General features: G+C 70.6%; 18 protein-coding genes. All 18 read left to right on the forward strand.

What is annotated here, in order from left to right:
• Positions 1 to 59: 59 nt before the first annotated feature.
• The 18 genes from ACIBJG_RS22145 to ACIBJG_RS22230 all read left to right on the forward strand — a co-directional run bounded on the left by ACIBJG_RS22145 (position 60) and on the right by ACIBJG_RS22230 (position 20,229).
• Entirely contained in the window at positions 60 to 1,835 is a 1,776-nt protein-coding gene (locus ACIBJG_RS22145; protein ID WP_399309754.1) for a DUF5941 domain-containing protein, read from the forward strand.
• Positions 1,832 to 2,569 (forward strand): sugar phosphate nucleotidyltransferase, encoded by a 738-nt coding sequence (locus ACIBJG_RS22150; RefSeq protein WP_399309658.1) that lies wholly within the window; start codon positions 1,832 to 1,834, stop codon positions 2,567 to 2,569. The genes ACIBJG_RS22145 and ACIBJG_RS22150 overlap by 4 nt, the downstream gene beginning before the upstream one ends.
• The gene (locus ACIBJG_RS22155; protein WP_399309660.1) at positions 2,557 to 3,618 is read left to right on the forward strand and encodes an iron-containing alcohol dehydrogenase family protein; all 1,062 of its coding nucleotides are present in this window, start codon (positions 2,557 to 2,559) and stop codon (positions 3,616 to 3,618) included. Before ACIBJG_RS22150 ends, ACIBJG_RS22155 begins: the two co-directional genes overlap by 13 nt.
• Complete coding sequence (locus ACIBJG_RS22160; protein ID WP_399309662.1) at positions 3,596 to 4,375, forward strand: CDP-alcohol phosphatidyltransferase family protein; 780 nt, start codon at positions 3,596 to 3,598, stop codon at positions 4,373 to 4,375. The genes ACIBJG_RS22155 and ACIBJG_RS22160 overlap by 23 nt, the downstream gene beginning before the upstream one ends.
• A gap of 8 nt (positions 4,376 to 4,383) precedes the next feature.
• Positions 4,384 to 5,256 (forward strand): glycosyltransferase family 2 protein, encoded by an 873-nt coding sequence (locus ACIBJG_RS22165; RefSeq protein ID WP_399309756.1) that lies wholly within the window; start codon positions 4,384 to 4,386, stop codon positions 5,254 to 5,256.
• A 108-nt stretch (positions 5,257 to 5,364) separates the two neighbouring features.
• On the forward strand, positions 5,365 to 6,294 hold the full coding sequence (locus tag ACIBJG_RS22170; protein ID WP_399309664.1) for an ABC transporter permease: 930 nt from the start codon (positions 5,365 to 5,367) through the stop codon (positions 6,292 to 6,294).
• Positions 6,287 to 7,072 carry an ABC transporter ATP-binding protein gene (locus ACIBJG_RS22175; RefSeq protein WP_399309666.1) on the forward strand — a complete coding sequence of 262 codons (786 nt, stop codon included), beginning with the start codon at positions 6,287 to 6,289 and terminating at the stop codon, positions 7,070 to 7,072. Before ACIBJG_RS22170 ends, ACIBJG_RS22175 begins: the two co-directional genes overlap by 8 nt.
• A 446-nt stretch (positions 7,073 to 7,518) precedes the next feature.
• Positions 7,519 to 8,439, forward strand: a complete 921-nt coding sequence (gene hpnC, locus ACIBJG_RS22180; RefSeq protein ID WP_399309668.1) for a squalene synthase HpnC — start codon at positions 7,519 to 7,521, stop codon at positions 8,437 to 8,439.
• Positions 8,440 to 8,468: 29 nt separating this feature from the next.
• Entirely contained in the window at positions 8,469 to 9,389 is a 921-nt protein-coding gene (hpnD, locus tag ACIBJG_RS22185) for a presqualene diphosphate synthase HpnD (RefSeq protein WP_399309670.1), read from the forward strand.
• 119 nt (positions 9,390 to 9,508) lie between these two features.
• Positions 9,509 to 10,897: a hydroxysqualene dehydroxylase HpnE gene (gene hpnE / locus ACIBJG_RS22190; protein ID WP_399309672.1), complete on the forward strand. Its 1,389-nt coding sequence runs from the start codon at positions 9,509 to 9,511 to the stop codon at positions 10,895 to 10,897.
• Complete coding sequence (locus ACIBJG_RS22195) at positions 10,894 to 11,997, forward strand: polyprenyl synthetase family protein (RefSeq protein ID WP_399309674.1); 1,104 nt, start codon at positions 10,894 to 10,896, stop codon at positions 11,995 to 11,997. The genes hpnE and ACIBJG_RS22195 overlap by 4 nt, the downstream gene beginning before the upstream one ends.
• Positions 11,998 to 12,104: 107 nt before the next feature.
• Positions 12,105 to 14,108 carry a squalene--hopene cyclase gene (gene shc, locus ACIBJG_RS22200; protein ID WP_399309676.1) on the forward strand — a complete coding sequence of 668 codons (2,004 nt, stop codon included), beginning with the start codon at positions 12,105 to 12,107 and terminating at the stop codon, positions 14,106 to 14,108.
• Positions 14,108 to 14,767, forward strand: a complete 660-nt coding sequence (locus ACIBJG_RS22205; protein ID WP_399309678.1) for a 1-hydroxy-2-methyl-2-butenyl 4-diphosphate reductase — start codon at positions 14,108 to 14,110, stop codon at positions 14,765 to 14,767. The genes shc and ACIBJG_RS22205 overlap by 1 nt, the downstream gene beginning before the upstream one ends.
• 5 nt (positions 14,768 to 14,772) lie before the next feature.
• The gene (gene hpnH / locus ACIBJG_RS22210) at positions 14,773 to 15,792 is read left to right on the forward strand and encodes an adenosyl-hopene transferase HpnH (RefSeq protein ID WP_399070221.1); all 1,020 of its coding nucleotides are present in this window, start codon (positions 14,773 to 14,775) and stop codon (positions 15,790 to 15,792) included.
• Positions 15,793 to 16,003: 211 nt separating this feature from the next.
• Positions 16,004 to 17,932 carry a 1-deoxy-D-xylulose-5-phosphate synthase gene (dxs, locus tag ACIBJG_RS22215; protein WP_399309680.1) on the forward strand — a complete coding sequence of 643 codons (1,929 nt, stop codon included), beginning with the start codon at positions 16,004 to 16,006 and terminating at the stop codon, positions 17,930 to 17,932.
• Positions 17,929 to 19,326, forward strand: coding sequence for an aspartate aminotransferase family protein (locus ACIBJG_RS22220; protein WP_399309681.1), 1,398 nt, complete (start codon positions 17,929 to 17,931; stop codon positions 19,324 to 19,326). Before dxs ends, ACIBJG_RS22220 begins: the two co-directional genes overlap by 4 nt.
• A 70-nt stretch (positions 19,327 to 19,396) precedes the next feature.
• Positions 19,397 to 20,005 carry a helix-turn-helix domain-containing protein gene (locus ACIBJG_RS22225; protein WP_399309683.1) on the forward strand — a complete coding sequence of 203 codons (609 nt, stop codon included), beginning with the start codon at positions 19,397 to 19,399 and terminating at the stop codon, positions 20,003 to 20,005.
• A 47-nt stretch (positions 20,006 to 20,052) separates the two neighbouring features.
• Positions 20,053 to 20,229: a DUF6126 family protein gene (locus ACIBJG_RS22230; protein ID WP_326740262.1), complete on the forward strand. Its 177-nt coding sequence runs from the start codon at positions 20,053 to 20,055 to the stop codon at positions 20,227 to 20,229.
• Positions 20,230 to 20,235 lie beyond the last annotated feature (6 nt).

Consider the following 20,235-nt stretch of genomic DNA (forward strand, 5'->3'; position numbering starts at 1 on the left):
GTCTGTCGACCGCCATTCTCACAGGTGCTCCGGTACCCGGATCGTCGCTCCAGGACGATCTGAGGTCACTGGGCTTCGACGTACAGACCGCCGCCGATGTCACCGAGGCGGCCCGGTTGCTGTCCGCGGTGCCGGCCGAGAGTCGCGTCGCCCTCGTCGATCCCCGTTTCGTCGGTCACGTCCACGCCCTGCGGCTCGGACTGACCGACCCCCGCTTCCCCGCCGCCGCCGTGGCCGGTGCGCTCACCGCACAGCCCGAGGCACGCCCCGCCCTGGTCCGCGCCCTGCGCACCACCACCGAGGCGGTCGGCGCCGGAGTCCCCGCCGGTCCGCCCGGCAGCACCGTCGTGGTCACCGACCGCACCGTGCCCGGGCGGCTCGCCGCCACGATGGAGGCCGAGGGCACCGCGGTCCAGCGCCCGGAGCTCGGCTCGCTCGTCGCCGCCGTTCCGGCGGACGAGGCCACACGTGCCACCGCGCAGTCCGGCATCGCCGCCGTCGACGACGAGGCGGTGCGGCTGCGCAGCGCCGTGAAGGCCCGCGACGGCTTCTTCACCACGTACTGCATCAGCCCGTACTCGCGCTACATCGCACGCTGGTGCGCGCGCCGCGGGTTCACCCCGAACCAGGTCACCACCGCCTCCCTGCTGACCGCGCTGGTCGCGGCGGGCTGCGCGGCCACCGGCACCCGCGGCGGATACGTCGCCGCCGGACTGCTGCTCCTCTTCTCCTTCGTGCTGGACTGCACCGACGGGCAGCTCGCCCGCTACTCGCTGCAGTACTCGACGATGGGCGCGTGGCTGGACGCCACCTTCGACCGGGCCAAGGAGTACGCCTACTACGCGGGCCTCGCCCTCGGTGCCGCCCGCGGCGGCGACGACGTCTGGGCGCTGGCCCTCGGCGCAATGGTGCTCCAGTCCTGCCGCCACGTCATCGACTTCTCGTTCAACGAGGCGAACCACGACGCGGTCGCGAACTCCAGCCCCACGGCCGCCCTCTCCGACAAGCTCGACAGCGTCGGCTGGACGGTCTGGGTGCGCCGCATGATCGTGCTCCCGATCGGTGAGCGCTGGGCGATGATCGCCGTACTGACCGCGGTGACCACCCCGCGGATCGTCTTCTACGCGCTGCTCGTCGGGTGCGCCTTCGCGGCCTGTTACACCACCGCGGGCCGGGTGCTGCGCTCGCTGACCCGCAAGGCCCGCCGCACCGACCGAGCCGCCCAGGCCCTCGCCGACCTCGCCGACTCCGGCCCCCTCGCCCAGCTCGTGGCGGCCCGCGGTCCCCGGATTCCCGGAGCCTGGAGCGCCCCGGTCGCCGCGGTCGTCGGCACCGGCGCCCTGATCGCCGCCGCACTGCAGCAGCCGTTCGGCAGCCGGCAGATGATCGCTGCCGCGGTGTTCTACGCGATCTGCTCCGGCATAGCCGTGGCCCGCCCCCTCAAGGGCGCACTCGACTGGCTCGTCCCCCCCGTCTTCCGGGCGGCGGAGTACTGCACGATCCTCATCCTGGCCGCACGCAGCGACATCGACGGTGCGCTCCCCGCGGCCTTCGGCCTCGTTTCGGCGGTCGCCTACCATCACTACGACACGGTGTACCGCATTCGAGGCGGCACCGGCGCCCCGCCCCAGTGGCTGGTGCGCACGATCGGCGGGCACGAGGGCCGGACCCTGGTGGTGGCCGTACTCGCCGCCGTACTCACGGGGGCCTCCGACTTCACCGTGGCCCTCACCGCCCTGGCGGTGGCCGTCGCACTGGTCGTGCTCGTGGAGTCCATCCGCTTCTGGGTGTCCTCCGGGGCGCCCGCCGTTCACGACGAAGGAGAACCCGCATGATCGGCCTCGTACTGGCAGCCGGCGCAGGACGGCGCCTGCGCCCCTACACCGACACGCTCCCCAAGGCCCTCGTGCCGGTGGACGGCGAGAAGACGGTCCTCGACCTCACGCTGGCCAACTTCGCCGAGATCGGACTCACCGAGGTCGCCATCGTCGTCGGCTACCGCAAGGAAGCCGTCTACGACCGCAAGGAGGAGCTGGAGGCGAAGTACGGCCTGAAGCTCACCCTCGTCGACAACGACAAGGCCGAGGAGTGGAACAACGCCTACTCCCTGTGGTGCGCCCGCGACATCCTCAAGCGGGGCGTGATCCTCGCCAACGGCGACACCGTCCACCCGGTCTCCGTCGAGCGCACCCTGCTGGACGCGCGCGGCAAGGGCCAGAAGATCATCCTCGCCCTCGACACGGTGAAGCAGCTCGCCGACGAGGAGATGAAGGTCATCACCGACGGTGACAAGGGTGTGCGGCGGATCACGAAGCTGATGGACCCGGCCACCGCCACCGGCGAGTACATCGGCGTCACCCTCATCGAGGCCGAGGCCGCCGAGGAACTCGCCGACGCGCTGAAGGCGACGTTCGAACGCGACCCGGACCTCTACTACGAGGACGGCTACCAGGAGCTCGTCAACCGCGGCTTCACCGTCGACGTGGCCCCCATCGGCGACGTGACCTGGGTCGAGATCGACAACCACGACGACCTCGCGAAGGGCAGGGAGATCGCATGCCGGTACTGACCCGACTCATCCCCTCCCCGGTCTTCGTCGACATCAGCCGGGGCGCCATGGACGACCTGGCCGGCCTCCTCGTCGACCAGCGGATCTCCGCGTCCGGCAAGCTCGCGATCGCCATCAGCGGCGGCTCCGGGCAGGCCCTGCGCGAGAAGCTCGCACCGGCCCTGCCGGGCGCCGACTGGTACTGCGTCGCGGGCGGCAACATCGACGCCGCCGTACAGCTGGCCGACGACATCAAGGGCAAGCGCTACGACGCCGTGGTCGGTCTCGGCGGCGGCAAGATCATCGACGTGGCGAAGTACGCCGCGGCCCGGGTCGGCCTGCCGCTGGTCTCGGTCGCCACGAACCTCGCCCACGACGGTCTCTGCTCGCCCGTCGCCACCCTGGACAACGACAACGGCCGGGGCTCCTACGGTGTCCCGATGCCGATCGCCATGGTCATCGACCTCTCGGTGATCCGCGAGGCCCCGGACCGCTTCGTGCGCTCCGGCGTCGGCGACGCGATCTCCAACATCTCCGCGATCGCCGACTGGGAGCTTTCGCACCAGGTCAACAACGAACAGATCGACGGACTGGCCGCCGCCATGGCCCGTACCGCCGGCGAAGCCGTCCTGCGGCACCCAGGCACCGTCGCCGACGACGAGTTCCTCACGGTCCTGGCCGAGTCGCTGGTGCTCTCCGGCATCGCCATCTCGATCAGCGGCGACACCCGCCCGTCGTCCGGCGCCTGCCACGAGATCAGCCACGCCTTCGACCTGCTCTTCCCCAAGCGCGCCGCCAGCCACGGCGAGCAGGTCGGCCTCGGCGCCGCCTTTGCCATGCACCTGCGCGGCGCACGCGCGGAGTCCGGGCTCTTCGCCGACGTGCTCCGCCGGCACGGTCTGCCGGTCCTGCCCGAGGAGATCGGCTTCACCGTCGACGAGTTCGTGCAGGCCGTCGACTACGCCCCGCAGACCCGTCCGGGACGCTTCACGATCCTGGAGCACCTCAACCTGTCCACCGACCAGATCAGGGACGCGTACGTCGACTATGCCAAGACCATCAGTAGCTGAACTCCGCCCGGTCGTTCACCCCCCGGGCGTCAAGGACCGGCGCAGCGGCGAACACTGGGCGGGCCGGATATACATGCGCGAGGTCTCGCTGCGTGTGGACCGGTACCTGGTGAACACCAAGGTGACGCCCAACCAGCTGACCTACCTGATGACCGTCGCCGGTGTGCTCGCCGCTCCGGCCCTGCTCGTCCCGGGCATCCCCGGCGCGCTGCTCGGCGTCCTCATGGTCCAGCTCTACCTGCTGCTGGACTGTGTCGACGGCGAGCTCGCCCGCTGGAAGAAGCAGTTCTCCCTGGGCGGGGTCTATCTGGACCGGGTCGGCGCCTACCTGTGCGACGCCGCCGTGCTGGTCGGCTTCGGCCTGCGCGCGGCGGACCTGTGGGGCACCGGCCGCATCGACTGGCTGTGGGCCTTCCTGGGCACGCTCGCCGCACTGGGCGCCATCCTGATCAAGGCCGAGACCGACCTGGTCGGGGTCGCACGCCACCAGGGCGGGCTGCCGCCGGTCAAGGAGGCCGCCTCCGAGCCGCGCTCCTCCGGCATGGCGTTCGCCCGCCGGGCGGCCGGGGCGCTCAAGTTCCACCGGCTGATCCTGTGCGTCGAGGCGTCGCTGGTCATCCTGGTCGCGGCCGTCCTGGACGCGGTCCGCGACGACCTCTTCTTCAGCCGCCTCGCGGTCGCGGTGCTGGCCGGCATCGCCCTGCTGCAGACCCTCCTCCACCTCGTGTCGGTCCTGGCATCGAGCAGGCTGAAGTGAGCTCCCCCATGAAACTCGGCGCGGTCATCATCACGATGGGCAACCGCCCGGCCGAGCTGCGCGCGCTGCTCGATTCGGTCGCCAAGCAGGACGGCGACCGGATCGAGGTGGTCGTCGTCGGCAACGGTTCCCCCGTACCGGACGTCCCCGCAGGCGTGCGGACCGTCGAGCTGCCCGAGAACCTGGGCATCCCCGGCGGCCGCAACGTGGGCATCGAGGCCTTCGGGCCCTCCGGCGCCGACGTCGACGCGTTGCTCTTCCTCGACGACGACGGGCATCTGCCGCTCACCGACACCGCGGAGCTTTGCCGGCAGGCGTTCGAGGCCGACCCGAGGCTCGGTATCATCAGCTTCCGGATCGCCGACCCGGACACCGGCGAGACCCAGCGACGCCATGTGCCGCGGCTGCGTGCCGCCGACCCGATGCGCTCCTCGCGGGTGACGACCTTCCTCGGCGGCGCCAACGCCGTACGCACCCGCGTCATCGCCGAGGTCGGTCCGCTGCCTGGAGACTTCTTCTACGCGCACGAGGAGACCGACCTCGCCTGGCGGGCACTGGACGCCGGCTGGCTGATCGACTACCGCGCGGACATGGTCCTCAACCACCCGACGACCGCTCCGTCCCGGCACGCCGTCTACCACCGCATGGTGGCCCGGAACCGGGTCTGGCTGGCCCGGCGCAACCTGCCCGCGCCCCTGGTCCCCGTGTACCTCGGCGTGTGGCTGCTGCTGACCCTGCTCCGCAAGCCCTCGGGCCCCGCACTGAAGGCATGGTTCGGCGGCTTCCGGGAAGGCTGGACGACACCCTGCGGACCACGCCGTCCGATGAAGTGGCGTACGGTGTGGCGGCTGACCAGACTGGGCCGGCCTCCGGTCATCTGAGGGGTTCGCCTCTGGGAGCATGAGGCGTAAGTTTTCTTTTTCGGGACCTGTCCGCCCTGAGCCGCGCCCACGACTGGCTGCGCGTTTTGAATACGAGAGTTTCATCTGGTGAGTGACACAACCCATGACGGTGCTGTTGCGTTGAGCACCCCGCCATCGGCCGACGACGGCCTGAGCCATGCCGCACTGGCCACGAAATACGGTCTGACGGTCAGCGGTGCACGGCCCGGGCTCTTCGAGTACGTGCGCCAGCTCCGCGGGCGACGCCACTTCATCATGGCGTTCTCGCGCGCCAAGCTGACCGCCCAGTACAGCCAGGCCAAGCTGGGCCAGTTGTGGCAGGTGGCCACCCCGCTCCTGAACGCCGCGGTGTACTTCGTCATCTTCGGCCTGATTCTCGGCACGAAGAGGGGGATGTCACCGGAGGTCTTCATCCCGTTCCTGGTGACCGGGGTCTTCGTCTTCACCTTCACCCAGAACTCGGTGATGGCCGGGGTCCGCGCGATCTCCGGCAACCTCGGGCTGGTGCGGGCGCTGCACTTCCCGCGTGCCTCGCTGCCCATCTCGTTCTCGCTCCAGCAGCTCCAGCAGCTGCTGTACTCGATGATCGTGCTGGTCGCCGTGGCCGTGGGATTCGGCAGCTATCCGAGGTTGTCCTGGCTGCTGGTGATTCCCGCGCTGGCGCTGCAGTTCCTCTTCAACACCGGACTGGCGCTGATCATGGCGAGGCTCGGGGCCAAGACCCCCGACCTGGCCCAGCTGATGCCGTTCGTCATGCGGACGTGGATGTACGCCTCCGGCGTGATGTTCTCCATCTCGGTGATGCTCGCCGACAAGCCGGCCTGGATCACCGATGTGCTGCAGTACAACCCGGCGGCCATCTACATGGACCTGGTCCGGTTCGCGATGATCGACGGATACGGCTCCGAGAACCTCCCGGCGCACGTCTGGGTGGCGGGTCTCGGCTGGGCGCTCGTGGTGGGCGCGGTCGGCTTCGTGTACTTCTGGAAGGCAGAGGAGCGGTACGGCCGTGGCTGAGGACAACACCGCGGGGCGCGTCCCCACCGTGATCGCCGACGATGTGCACATCGTGTACCGCGTCAACGGCGGTGGCGGTGGCAGGGGCAGCGCCACCGCGGCACTGAGCCGGATGCTGCGCCGCGGCAAGGGCGAGGAGCGCGGGGTCCGCAAGGTGCACGCCGTACGCGGCGTCTCCTTCACCTCCTACCGGGGCGAGGCCATCGGCCTCATCGGTACGAACGGCTCCGGCAAGTCCACCCTGCTGCGGGCCATCGCCGGGCTCCTGCCGACCGAGCAGGGCAAGGTGTACACCGACGGGCAGCCCTCGCTGCTCGGGGTGAACGCGGCGCTGATGAGCGACCTGACGGGCGAGCGCAACGTCGTGCTCGGCGGGCTCGCCATGGGGATGAGCCGCGAGGAGATCCGCGAGCGGTACCAGGACATCGTCGACTTCTCCGGCATCAACGAGAAGGGCGACTTCATCACCCTGCCGATGCGGACGTACTCCTCCGGTATGGCCGCCCGGCTGCGCTTCTCCATCGCCGCCGCCAAGAACCACGACGTCCTCATGATCGACGAGGCGCTGGCGACCGGTGACCGCAAGTTCCAGATCCGCTCCGAGGAGCGCATCCGGGAGCTCCGCAAGGAGGCCGGCACCGTCTTTTTGGTCAGCCACAGCAACAAGTCGATCAGGGACACCTGCGACCGGGTGCTGTGGCTGGAAAGGGGCGAACTGCTGATGGACGGCCCGACCGACGAGGTCCTCAAGGCGTACGAGCGCGAGACGGGCAAGTAGGGCGTCGCCGACGTCGCGTACCGCAGCGGCCTTTGCCGGAGCATTCCGGCAAAGGCCGCTGTGCTGCTTCCGGATCGTGGACCGTGGCCCGGGCGTCCACGGCTCGGTGTACGGCGCCCGGCAAGATCTCCTCCCGCCGGATGACGTCAATTTCCTTGCACGAGGGGAAAGTTGACAGGGCAAAGCGCGCAGGTGTTGCGCGCCCCACACCCCGGCGTATGGATGAGCGTTGTACAACGTAAGCTGTACCGGTGCTGATTCGTTGCAAGTGGGGCGATACCGCCTGGGTGGACGGCTCGTAGTCGTCCTCCGCACTCGGGAGAGCGGGCGGCGTGTCCGGAATGGGATGTTTTGGGTCGGCAGTGTAGAACGGGAGATGTGACGGCTATGACGGACGATCTCCAGCTCCGAGGTACTCACGCCGTCCTCGCGCAGGGCGGTACGCAGTGACCCGTACCCCGCAGGCGCGGCTTGATTCCGCCGTACCCGGAACCCTTGACAAGGCCGCCGACGAGAACTTTCCGGTTGCCCCCTTCTTCCTGCCGCGCGCCTGGCGCGACGACCTGATGGCGGTCTACGGCTTCGCCCGCCTCGTCGACGACATCGGCGACGGCGACCTCGCCCCCGGCGGCGCCGACGCACGGCACCTCGGTCTCGACCCGGCGGAGGGCGAGGACCGCCTTGCGATGCTCGACGCGCTCGAAGCGGACCTGCGCCGGACCTTCGCCACCACCGGAGAGACCCCGCACCATCCACTCCTGCAGGCACTGCGCCCCACCGTGCGGCGCCGCACGCTCACCCCCGAACCCTTCCTCGGCCTCATCGAGGCCAACCGGCAGGACCAGAAGATCCGCCGCTACGGGACGTACGAGGAGCTCCTCGCCTACTGCGAGCTCTCCGCCAACCCCGTCGGCCGCCTGGTCCTCCAGCTCACCGGAACCGCGAGTCCCGAGCGCGTCCGCCGCTCCGACGCCGTCTGCACCGCGCTGCAGATCGTCGAGCACCTGCAGGACGTCACCGAGGACCTCGGCCGTGACCGGATCTATCTGCCGGCCGACGACATGGCCAGGTTCCATGTCACCGAATCCGACCTGGCGGCACCCTCCGGGGGCGCAGCGGTGCGGGCGCTGATCGCGTACGAAGCCGAACGCGCAGGGCATCTGCTGAATGAAGGCACCCCGCTGGTGGGTAGCGTCCACGGCAGGCTCAAGCTGCTTCTCGCCGGATTTGTGGGAGGGGGGCGTGCCGCCCTCACCGCGATCGCGGCCGCCGGGTTCGACGTACTGCCCGGACCCCCGAAACCCACCAAGCCCAGCCTGCTGCGCGAGGTGGGAGTTGTTTTGCGAAGAGCGCGTAGAGAGGGGTGAGCCGGACCGTGGAGGGACAGACGACGTACATGTCGGCACCGGTACAGGCCGCATACAGTTACTGCGAGGCGGTCACCGGACAACAGGCGCGTAACTTCGCGTACGGCATCAGGCTGCTGCCCGCCGAGAAGCGGCAGGCCATGTCGGCCCTGTACGCCTTCTCCCGGCGGGTCGACGACATCGGTGACGGCGAACTCGAGCCGGAGACCAAGCGCGTCCGCCTGGAGAGCACCCGCGCGGTGCTGGACCGGATCCGAGACGGAGCGGTCGACGAGGACGACACCGATCCGGTGGCCGTCGCGCTCGCCGACGCCGCCCGCCGGTTCCCGCTGCCGCTCGAGGGGCTCGACGAGCTCATCGACGGCGTGCTGATGGACGTGCGGGGCGCGACCTACGAGACGTGGGACGACCTGAAGATCTACTGCCGGTGCGTCGCGGGCGCCATCGGCCGCCTCAGCCTGGGCGTCTTCGGTACGGAACCCGGCGCCCCGGGCACCGAGCGCGCGGCCGAGTACGCCGACACGCTCGGCCTCGCCCTCCAGCTGACGAACATCCTGCGCGACGTGCGCGAGGACGCGGGCAACGGGCGCACCTACCTGCCCGCCGACGACCTCGCCAAGTTCGGCTGCTCCGCCGGCTTCCACCGGGCCACCCCGCCGCCCGGCTCCGACTTCGCCGGGCTCGTCCACTTCGAGGTCCGGCGCGCCCGGGCCCTGTTCGCCGAGGGCTACCGGCTGCTGCCGATGCTCGACCGGCGCAGCGGGGCCTGTGTGGCGGCCATGGCCGGCATCTACCGCAGGCTCCTCGACCGGATCGAGCGCGACCCCGAGGCGGTGCTGCGCGGCAGGGTCTCGCTCCCCGGCCATGAGAAGGCGTACGTGGCGGTGCGCGGCCTGTCGGGTCTCGACGCGCGCCACATCTCGCGCCGCACGACCAGAGGGCGTGTCTGAATGCGCCACACGGACATCTCGCGCACCATGTGCATCATGGATGATCACTCCGTACGGCGGGCAACCCCTTGCCACACGGATGCGTCCCTGACTGAAAAGACCTGGCGAGAGGGGGACGCATGACGGACGAAGCCCTGCGTTCGTCGCGCGCTGTCGTGATCGGGGGCGGGCTCGCCGGCATGACGGCGGCCCTGCGCCTGGCCGACACCGGGCTTGACGTGACCCTGCTCGAAGGACGGCCCCGGCTCGGTGGCCTCGCCTTCTCCTTCCGGCGCGGCGAACTGACGGTTGACAACGGCCAGCACGTCTACCTGCGCTGCTGTACCGCCTACCGCTGGTTCCTCGACCGGGTCGACGGCGCACGTCTGTCACCCCTGCAAAACCGTTTGGACGTGCCGGTTCTCGACGTGGGGCGGCTCGCCGGACCACGGCTCGGACGGCTGCGCCGCAACGGCCTCCCGGTCCCGTTCCACCTCGCCGCCGGACTCGCCGCCTACCCGCACCTCTCGCTCGCCGAGCGCGCGAGCGTCGGGCGGGCCGCACTGGCCCTCGGCCGGCTGGACCCGGACGACCCCGCGCTCGACGACATCGACTTCGGCAGCTGGCTCGCCCGGCACGGCCAGTCGCCGCGCACCGTCGAGGCCCTCTGGGATCTGGTCGGCGTGGCCACCCTCAACGCCACCGCGCCGAACTCCTCGCTCGCGCTCGCCGCGAAGGTCTTCAAGACCGGGCTCCTCTCCGACCCCGGCGCCGCCGACATCGGCTGGGCCTCCGTGCCGCTCGGGGACGTCCACGACACCCTCAGCCGCAAGGCCCTGGACTCCGCCGGGGTCCGCACAGAACTGCGGACGAAGGCCGGAGCGCTCACCCGTACCGACGACGGACGCTGGGTGGTCGACACCGGCGCCGAGCGCATCGAGGCCGACACGGTCGTGCTGGCCGTACCGCAGCGCGAGGCCCATGACCTGCTGCCCGAGGGTGCGCTCGACGCCCCCGAGCGGCTGCTGGAGATCGGCACCTCACCGATCCTCAACGTGCACGTGGTCTACGACCGCAAGGTGCTCAGGCAGCCGTTCTTCGCCGCGCTCGGTTCGCCGGTCCAGTGGGTCTTCGACCGGACCGAGGCCTCCGGGCTCACCGGCCCCGGCCAGTACCTCGCGGTCTCCCAGTCCGCCGCCGACGAGGAGATCGACCTGCCCGTCGCCGAGCTCCGCGCGCGCTACCTGCCCGAGCTGGAGCGACTTCTGCCCGCCGCCCGCGGGGCCGGGATCAGGGACTTCTTCGTCACCCGGGAGCGTACGGCGACCTTCGCGCCCGCTCCCGGCGTCGGCCGGCTGCGGCCGGGGACGCGCACCCGCGCCCCCGGTCTCTTCCTGGCGGGCGCATGGACCGCCACCGGCTGGCCCGCCACGATGGAGGGCGCCGTCCGTAGCGGTGCCGGCGCCGCGGACGCCGCACTCCTGGCGCTCGGCCGCCCCCACGAACATCCGCTGCAGGAGGCGGCATGAGCAGTACCACCGGAACAAGAGGAGAGTCAGTGACCCCGGCGAATCCGGCTTCCGACACCGTGGCGGACACCACGGACGTCACCGCGCTTCTGGAGCGTGGACGGGCCCTTTCCGCGCCGGTGCTCCGGGCCGCCGTTGACCGGCTCGCACCGCCCATGGACACCGTGGCCGCCTATCACTTCGGCTGGATCGATGCCCAGGGCAGGCCCTCCGACGGCGACGGCGGCAAGGCCGTCCGCCCGGCGCTGGCCCTGCTGTCCGCCGAGGCGGCCGGCGCCGCCGCGGAGGCCGGCATCCCCGGCGCCGTGGCCGTCGAACTCGTGCACAACTTCTCGCTGCTGCACGACGACCTGATGGACGGCGACGAGCAGCGGCGTCACCGCGACACGGTGTGGAAGGTGCACGGCCCCGCCCAGGCGATCCTGGTCGGCGACGCGCTGTTCGCCCTGGCCAACGAGATCCTGCTGGAGCTCGGCACCGTCGAGGCGGGCCGCGCGGCCCGGCGGCTGACCTCGGCCACCCGTAAGCTCATCGACGGGCAGGCCCAGGACATCTCCTACGAGCACCGCGAGCGGGTCACCGTCGAGGAGTGCCTGGAGATGGAGGGCAACAAGACGGGCGCCCTGCTCGCCTGCGCCTGCTCCATCGGTGCGGTCCTCGGCGGCGCCGACGACCGCACCGCCGACGTCCTGGAGGCGTACGGCTACCACCTCGGTCTCGCCTTCCAGGCGGTCGACGACCTGCTCGGGATCTGGGGCGACCCGGAGTCCACCGGCAAGCAGACGTGGAGCGATCTGCGCCAGCGCAAGAAGTCCCTGCCGGTCGTCGCCGCGCTCGCCGCGGGCGGACCGGCCTCGGAGCGCCTGGGCGAACTGCTCGCCGCGGACGCGAAGAGCAGCGACTTCGACAGCTTCTCCGAAGAGGAGTTCGCCGCCCGTGCGGCGCTCATCGAGGAGGCGGGCGGCCGCGAGTGGACCGCCCAGGAGGCCCGTCGTCAGCATGCGGTCGCCATCGAGGCGCTGCATGGTGTGGACATGCCTGAAACCGTGCGGGCGCAGCTCACGGCGCTCGCGGACTTCGTCGTCGTACGAAAGAGATGATGACCATCCCCTCAATATGACTCGCAGTCGCCGGCCGGCGCCCCTCACGGGCGCCGGCCGACGGAGACCCCAGCACAGCAGAGGACCAACTGCACGAAGGGGAAGCCATGACAGCGACGACCGACGGAAGCACCGGGGCTGTGGACCCCCGAGCAGCCTCGGCCAGTAAACCGACAACCGAATCAACCATCGCCGCGGACGACGTACTGGCCGCCGCGCGGCGGGCCGCGGAACGCTCGGTGGAGCACCTCCTCGGCAGGCAGGACGAGCAGGGCTGGTGGAAGGGCGACCTCGCCACCAACGTCACCATGGACGCCGAGGACCTCCTGCTCCGGCAGTTCCTCGGTATCCAGGACCCCGCCACGGTCCAGGCGGCCGGCCGCTTCATCCGCGGCGAGCAGCTCGGTGACGGCACCTGGGCCACCTTCCACGGCGGCCCCGGGGACCTCTCGGCCACGATCGAGGCGTACGTGGCCCTGCGTCTGGCGGGGGACCGTCCGGACGAACCGCACATGGCCCGCGCCGCGGGCTGGGTCAGGGAACAGGGCGGGATCGCGGCGAGCCGGGTGTTCACCCGGATCTGGCTGGCCCTCTTCGGCTGGTGGAAATGGGACGACCTGCCGGAACTCCCGCCCGAGCTGATGTTCTTCCCCAAGTGGGTCCCGCTCAACATCTACGACTTCGGCTGCTGGGCCCGCCAGACCATCGTCCCGCTCACCGTCGTCTCCGCGAAGCGGCCGGTACGGCCCGCCCCCTTCGCCCTGGACGAACTGCACACCGATCCGGGCGAACCGAACCCGCCCCGCCGCCCCGCCCCCGCCGCCAGCTGGGACGGCGTCTTCCAGCGCCTCGACAAGGCGCTGCACCTCTATCACCGGATCGCCCCGCGCAGACTGCGCAAGGTCGCCATGAACGCGGCCGCCCGCTGGATCATCGAGCGCCAGGAGAACGACGGCTGCTGGGGCGGTATCCAGCCGCCCGCCGTGTACTCCGTCATCGCCCTGCACCTGCTCGGCTACGACCTCGACCACCCGGTGATGCGGGCCGGGCTCGAGTCGCTCGACCGCTTCGCCATCTGGCGCGAGGACGGCGCCCGCATGATCGAGGCCTGTCAGTCCCCGGTCTGGGACACCTGCCTCGCCACCATCGCCCTCGCCGACGCCGGGGTCGCCGGCGACCACCCCGCGCTGGTGAAGGCGGCGGACTGGATGCTCGGCGAGGAGATCGCGCGGCCGGGCGACTGGTCCGTGCGCAGGCCCCAACTCGCCCCAGGTGGATGGGCGTTCGAGTTCCACAACGACAACTACCCTGACATCGACGACACCGCGGAGGTGGTCCTCGCGCTGCGCCGGGTCCGCCACCCGGACCAGGCGAAGGTCGAGGCGGCCATCGAGCGCGGCGTGCGCTGGAACGTCGGCATGCAGTCCCGTAACGGCGCCTGGGGCGCCTTCGACGCCGACAACACCAGCGCGTTCCCCAACCGGCTGCCGTTCTGCGATTTCGGCGAGGTCATCGACCCGCCGTCCGCCGACGTCACCGGGCACGTGGTGGAGATGCTGGCCATCGAGGGGCACTCCCGGCATCCCGCGACCCAGCGGGGAATCGAATGGCTGCTCGCCGAACAGGACGCGGCCGGCGGCTGGTTCGGCCGCTGGGGTGTCAACTACGTCTACGGAACAGGGTCGGTGGTGCCCGCGCTGGTCTCCGCCGGACTGCCCGTCTCGCACCCCTCCATCCGCCGCGCGGTCGGCTGGCTGGAATCCGTCCAGAACGACGACGGCGGATGGGGCGAGGACCTGCGCTCCTACAACGAGGACAAGTGGATCGGCCACGGAGCCTCGACGGCGTCCCAGACCGCCTGGGCACTGCTCGCACTCCTCTCGGCCGGACGGCGGGACACCGTGGCCGTATCCCGCGGCATCGCCTGGCTGGCGGAGACCCAGCAGGCCGACGGGTCCTGGGACGAGCCGTACTTCACCGGGACCGGATTCCCCTGGGACTTCTCCATCAACTACCACCTCTACCGGCAGGTCTTCCCGCTGACCGCACTCGGACGGTACGTGCACGGCGACCCGTTCGCGGGCCGCACGGCGGTCCGCGGGGAGGTCTGATGGGCGATGCCACGGGGCCGGCCGGCCCCACCGCCCCGCTGCTCATCGCCTGCGCGCTGGGCATCGAGCACCTGGCCCTGCGCACCGGCAGGGCCAGGGCGGGCACCGCCCCGGGCCCCGTGACCGTACTCCGTACCGGCATGGGGCCGAAGGCGGCCGAAACGGCCGTGGCGAGGGCGCTCGGCGAGGGCCGGGCGCTCGGCGCCGCGGTCATCGCCTCGGGGTTCTGTGCCGGGCTCGCACCCGGCATGCACCCCGGAGACCTGGTGGTGGCCGACGAGACCCGGACAGCCGGGCAGTCGGACGCCTGCACCGGCACGCGACTGCTCGCCGACGCACTCGCCAGGGCCGTACCCGGACGTACTGTCCACACCGGTCCGCTGACCGGCTCCGACCATGTCGTACGAGGACATGAGCGGGCCGAGCTGCGGGCCACCGGAGCGATCGCGGTGGACATGGAGTCCGCCGCGACCCTGCACATCGCCCTGCGGTCCGGGCCACGCCCGGTTGCGGCCGTACGGGTGGTCGTGGACGCTCCGGAGCATGAGCTCGTCCGCATCGGCACGGTCCGCGGTGGAATATCGGCATTCCGCGTTCTCCGTGCCGTCCTGCCGGCTTTCTATGAATGGCACCGATCTTTGCTGCTCCCCAGGAGGTGAGCTAGATGGCCATGCCGCTCCGTCAGTCCATCAAGGTTGCGACGTACCTCATTGAACAGAAGCTCCGAAAGCGGGAAAAGTTCCCGCTGATTGTCGAGCTGGAGCCCTTGTTCGCCTGCAACCTCGCCTGCGAGGGCTGCGGGAAGATCCAGCACCCGGCCGGAGTCCTCAAGCAGCGCATGCCGGTGGCCCAGGCCGTCGGCGCCGTGCTCGAATCGGGCGCCCCGATGGTTTCCATCGCGGGCGGCGAGCCGCTGATGCATCCGCAGATCGACGAGATCGTCCGGCAACTGGTGGCGAAGAAGAAGTACGTCTTCCTCTGCACCAACGCGATGCTGATGCGCAAGAAGCTCGAGAAGTTCACCCCCTCGCCCTACTTCGCGTTCGCCGTCCACATCGACGGGCTGCGCGAGCGCCACGATGAATCGGTCGCCAAGGAAGGGGTGTTCGACGAGGCGGTCGCGGCGATGAAGGAGGCCAAGCGGCGCGGCTTCCGCGTCACGACCAACTCCACGTTCTTCAACACCGACACACCCCAGACCATCATCGAGGTCCTCAACTTCCTCAACGACGACCTGAAGGTCGACGAGATGATGATCTCGCCCGCCTACGCCTACGAGAAGGCACCCGACCAGGAGCACTTCCTGGGCGTCGAGCAGACCCGTGAGCTGTTCAAGAAGGCCTTCGCGGGCGGCAACCGGGGCAAGTGGCGGCTCAATCACTCGCCGCTCTTCCTGGACTTCCTGGAAGGCAAGGCGGACTTCCCGTGCACGGCGTGGGCCATTCCCAACTACTCCCTGTTCGGCTGGCAGCGGCCCTGCTACCTCATGAGCGACGGGTACGTGCCGACGTACCGGGAGCTCATCGAGGAGACCGACTGGGAGAAGTACGGCCGCGGCAAGGACCCGCGCTGCGCCAACTGCATGGCGCACTGCGGCTACGAGCCCACCGCCGTCCTCGCCACCATGGGGTCGCTGAAGGAGTCCTTGCGCGCGGCGCGGGAGACCATCGGCGGGAACCGGTGAGGTGACGACTGCCGGAGAGCCGGTCGTACCGGGTCTCCTCGCGTTGCGGGTCCGGCCGTTCGCGATGCGCCGCTCACGCGGCGCATCCGGGCCGGGCCCGCAGCGGCCGGTGGGCGCGAGCCCGCCGAGGGCAGGGACGGCACGAGGACACCGCCGGGGGTCCTCGCCGTCACTGTGAGCCGATAACAGGACCAGAGAGGGGGCCCGGGGCATGACGCTGCTGCAGTCCATCCGGGGGCCGCACGATCTCAAGGCGCTGAACGAACCGCAGCTCGGTGAACTCGCCGAGGACATCAGGAAGTTCCTCGTCCAGGCGGTGGCAAGGACGGGTGGCCATCTGGGGCCCAACCTCGGGGTGGTGGAGCTATCCATCGCCCTGCACCGGGTCTTCGACTCGCCCGTGGACCGGATCCTCTGGGACACGGGCCACCAGAGCTACGTACACAAGCTCCTCACCGGGCGGCAGGACTTCTCCAAGCTGCGCGGCAAGGGCGGCCTCTCCGGCTACCCCTCCCGTGAGGAGTCCGAGCACGACGTCATCGAGAACTCGCACGCCTCCACCGTGCTCGGCTGGGCCGACGGTCTGGCGAAGGCCAATGAGCTCCTCGGCCGCCCCGACCACGTCGTCGCGGTCATCGGGGACGGGGCGCTCACCGGCGGCATGGCCTGGGAGGCGCTGAACAACATCGCCGCCGCCGGGGACCGCCCGCTGATCATCGTCGTCAACGACAACGAGCGCTCCTACGCCCCGACCATCGGCGGCCTCGCCAACCACCTCGCCACCCTGCGCACCACCGACGGCTACGAGCGCTTCCTCTCATGGGGCAAGGGAGTCCTGCAGCAGACCCCCGTCATCGGGCAGCCGCTGTACGAGTCGCTGCACGGTGCCAAGAAGGGGTTCAAGGACACCTTCGCGCCGCAGGGCATGTTCGAGGACCTCGGCCTGAAGTACGTCGGACCGATCGACGGCCACGACACCGCGGCCGTCGAGTCCGCGCTCCACCGCGCGAAACGCTTCCACGGCCCCGTGCTCGTGCACTGTCTCACCGAGAAGGGCCGCGGCTACCTCCCCGCACTCCGGGACGAGGCCGACCGCTTCCACACCGTCGGCGCGATGGACCCGCTGACCTGCGCCCCGCTCGCTCCCGCGGCCGGTCCGTCCTGGACCTCCGTGTTCGGGGACGAGATCGCGCTGATCGGCGCGGAGCGGCCGGACGTCGTCGCCCTCACGGCGGCGATGCTGCATCCCGTCGGGCTGACGAAGTTCGCCGAGGCCTTCCCCGACCGTGTCTGGGACGTCGGGATCGCCGAGCAGCACGCCACGGTCTCGGCGGCCGGGCTGGCGACCGGGGGACTGCACCCCGTCGTCGCCGTGTACGCCACCTTCCTCAACCGGGCCTTCGACCAGCTGCTCATGGACGTCGCCCTGCACAGGTGCGGTGTGACGTTCGTGCTCGACCGGGCCGGGGTCACCGGGCCGGACGGGGCCTCCCACAACGGCATGTGGGACATGTCCGTCCTCCAGGTCGTGCCGGGCCTGCGGATCGCCGCACCGCGCGACGCGGAGCGGCTGCGCGCCGAACTGCGCGAGGCCGTCGACATCGACGACGCTCCGACACTGATCCGGTTCCCGAAGGAGTCGGTGGGGGAACCGGTCCCCGCGATCGGCACCATCGGCGGCATGGACGTCCTGCACCGCGCCGAGGACGCCGACGTGCTGCTGGTCGCGGTCGGCGTTATGGCCCCCGTCTGCCTGCGGGCCGCGGATCTGCTGACGGGCGCCGGCATCCGCTGCACCGTGGTCGACCCCCGCTGGGTCAAGCCGGTCGACGAGCAGCTCGCGCCGCTCGCCGCGCAGCACCGGCTCGTCGCCGTCGTCGAGGACAACAGCCGGGCGGGAGGCGTCGGTTCGGCGGTCGGACAGGCGCTGCGGGACGCGGGCGTCGACGTACCGCTGCGGACCTTCGGCATTCCCGACCAGTTCCTCGCCCACGGGAAACGGGCCGAGATCCTGGCCGACATCGGACTCACACCGGTCGAGATCGCGGGCCGGATCAGCGCCGCGCTGACCGCCCGGGACGCGGCCACGGGCAAGGGGCCGGACGCCCCGGACAACGGGCACAAGGAGAGCGGGGCATGAAAGACGACGGGCCCAAGGGCTTCGACCTGGCACGGCTCCTCTCGGAGCGCGGCGCCGAACGCTACGAGCTGCACACCAAGCACCTCAACCACCAGCTCCCGCGCATGCTGCACACCATCGGCTTCGACAAGGTCTACGAACGGGCCGAGGGCGCGCACTTCTGGGACGCGGAGGGCAACGACTACCTGGACATGCTCGCCGGTTTCGGGGTGATGGGGCTCGGCCGGCACCACCCCGTCGTACGCAAGGCACTGCACGACGTCCTGGACGCCTCGCTCGCCGACCTCACCCGGTTCGACTGCCAGCCGCTGCCGGGCCTGCTGGCCGAGAAGCTGCTCACGCACAGCCCGCACCTGGACCGGGTCTTCTTCGGCAACAGCGGCACGGAGGCGGTGGAGACCGCCCTCAAGTTCGCCCGGTACGCCACCGGCAAGCCGAGGATCCTGTACTGCACGCATGCCTTCCACGGGCTGACAACCGGCTCGCTCTCGGTCAACGGCGAGGCCGGTTTCCGGGACGGCTTCGCGCCGCTGCTGCCCGACACCGCCATCGCCCTCGGTGACCTCGACGCCCTGCGCCGTGAGCTGAAGCGCGGCGACGTGGCGGGGCTCGTCGTCGAACCGATCCAGGGCAAAGGGGTGCACGCCTCGCCGCCCGGGTTCCTGCGGGAGGCCCAGGAGCTGCTGCACAAGCACAAGGCCCTGCTCATCGCGGACGAGGTGCAGACGGGCCTCGGCAGGACCGGGGACTTCTACGCGTACCAGCACGAGGAGGGCGTGGAACCGGATCTGGTCTGCGTCGCCAAGGCGCTCTCCGGCGGCTACGTGCCCGTGGGGGCGACCCTCGGCAAGGACTGGATCTTCAAACGCGTCTACTCCTCGATGGACCGGGTCCTGGTCCACTCCGCGAGTTTCGGCTCCAACGCCCAGGCGATGGCGGCCGGACTCGCGGTCCTCGCGGTGATGGAGGACGAGGAGACGGTGGCGGGCGCGCGCCGCACCGGCGACCTGCTCCGCGAACGGCTGGCCGCGCTCGTCGGGCAGTACGAGCTGCTGCACGAGGTGCGGGGGCGCGGGCTGATGATCGGCATCGAGTTCGGCCGGCCGAGCTCGCTCAAGCTGCGCAGCCGCTGGACCATGCTGCAGGCGGCCCGCAAGGGACTCTTCGCGCAGATGGTGGTCGTGCCGCTGCTCCAGAAGCACCGGATCCTGACCCAGGTCTCCGGTGACCACCTCGAAGTGATCAAGCTGATTCCGCCCCTCGTGATCGACGAGGGGGACGTGGATCGCTTTGTGGGCGCGTTCACGGCCGTGATGGACGACGCGCACAGCGGCGGCGGACTGATGTGGGACTTCGGACGGACCCTGGTGAAGCAGGCCGTCGCCAACCGCTGACCGACTCCGAGGGATTTGCCTCGGAGGCAAGAAATTTGCCTCCGAGGAAAGTTCCTGGCCCAATGAGGATATGAATCCTCCAGAAGGAGGGGTGGCCGACGAGCTGCCCGGCGTCGCGCCGCGCCTGCGCGATCTGCGCCGCAGCCGTGGTCTCACCCTGGAGACCGCCGCCCAGCGGGCCGGACTCTCTCCCGCCCACCTGTCCCGGCTCGAGACGGGCCGGCGTCAGCCCTCGCTGCCGATGCTGCTCGGACTTGCCAGGATCTACGGTACGACGGTCTCCGAGCTGCTCGGCGAGATCCCCCCGGAACGTGACGCGATCGTCCGCGGCCGCAGGTTCGAGGGGGCCGAGGCGGACGGCTGGATGTATCAGCAGGCCGGGGGGCCCGGCCGGGCGATGCAGGCCCTGCGCGTCCGCGTCCCGCACGGAGCCCAGGGCGACCTGGTGCGCGTCCACCCCGGCGAGGAGTGGCTCTACGTCCTGGCCGGACACCTCAGGGTGACCCTCGGGGACACCGTCCACGACCTCGCTCCCGGTGACAGTGCGCACTTCGACTCGCTCACTCCGCACCGGATCGCGGCCCTGGACCGCGACGGTGCCGAGCTGCTCTTCGTCCACACCCTGCTGCAGAGCCCCGCCGCCGAGCTGTGCCTCGGCAGCGGGATCCACCGTCGCTGAGGCGCCGTCCCCGCAACCGGCCCGCCGGTCGTCAGAGAGGACCTGTCATGTCCGATTCCGAGAACTACGACCCGCTCGGCCCGGGCCGCCCCAAGAACTACGACCCGCAGGAGAAGAAGATGCCCCGCGGGCTCGTCATCAGGCTCTTCGCCTACCTGGTGGCCGGGCACATCATCGCGGGCTTCCTCTATCTGCTGTTCGCCGTCGGGATGCACAACCAGTAGCCACGG

This window comes from Streptomyces sp. NPDC050422 (assembly GCF_044458665.1).
Taxonomy (GTDB): domain Bacteria; phylum Actinomycetota; class Actinomycetes; order Streptomycetales; family Streptomycetaceae; genus Streptomyces.